The sequence below is a fragment of the Pseudoalteromonas sp. GW168-MNA-CIBAN-0100 genome (assembly GCF_040309225.1).
Lineage (GTDB): Bacteria > Pseudomonadota > Gammaproteobacteria > Enterobacterales > Alteromonadaceae > Pseudoalteromonas > Pseudoalteromonas arctica.
On record NZ_JBEOOL010000626.1, the window covers coordinates 1 to 267 of the forward strand.

The 267-nt window shown below is 37.1% G+C and carries 1 pseudogene; it reads left to right on the plus strand.

The features are described 5' to 3' along the window. Positions 1–267 (plus strand): annotated as a pseudogene (locus AAEY62_RS22730) (bifunctional diguanylate cyclase/phosphodiesterase); the annotation flags it as partial.

A 267-nucleotide genomic window follows, 5' to 3' on the forward strand; every position in this document is an offset into this window, starting at 1 on the left:
GATATAGCAAGTTATATAAAAACCCAGACTAAAGAGGCATTGGGGTTATCGGGTAATGCTTTGATAGAGCAAACAGGTAAAACAAAGCAAACACTTAAATCTTCTGAGGAAGTGTTTAGCATAGAAACGACGGTAAAAGGCAAACCGTATATCACCTCAGCAAAATTTGATAACCGTTATCAGTTGTGGACTCTGTCACAAATGGCGATGCAACCAATAAAAAATCTGTATTATTGGAAAGTTGGCTTGTATGTCCTAGTTTATGTG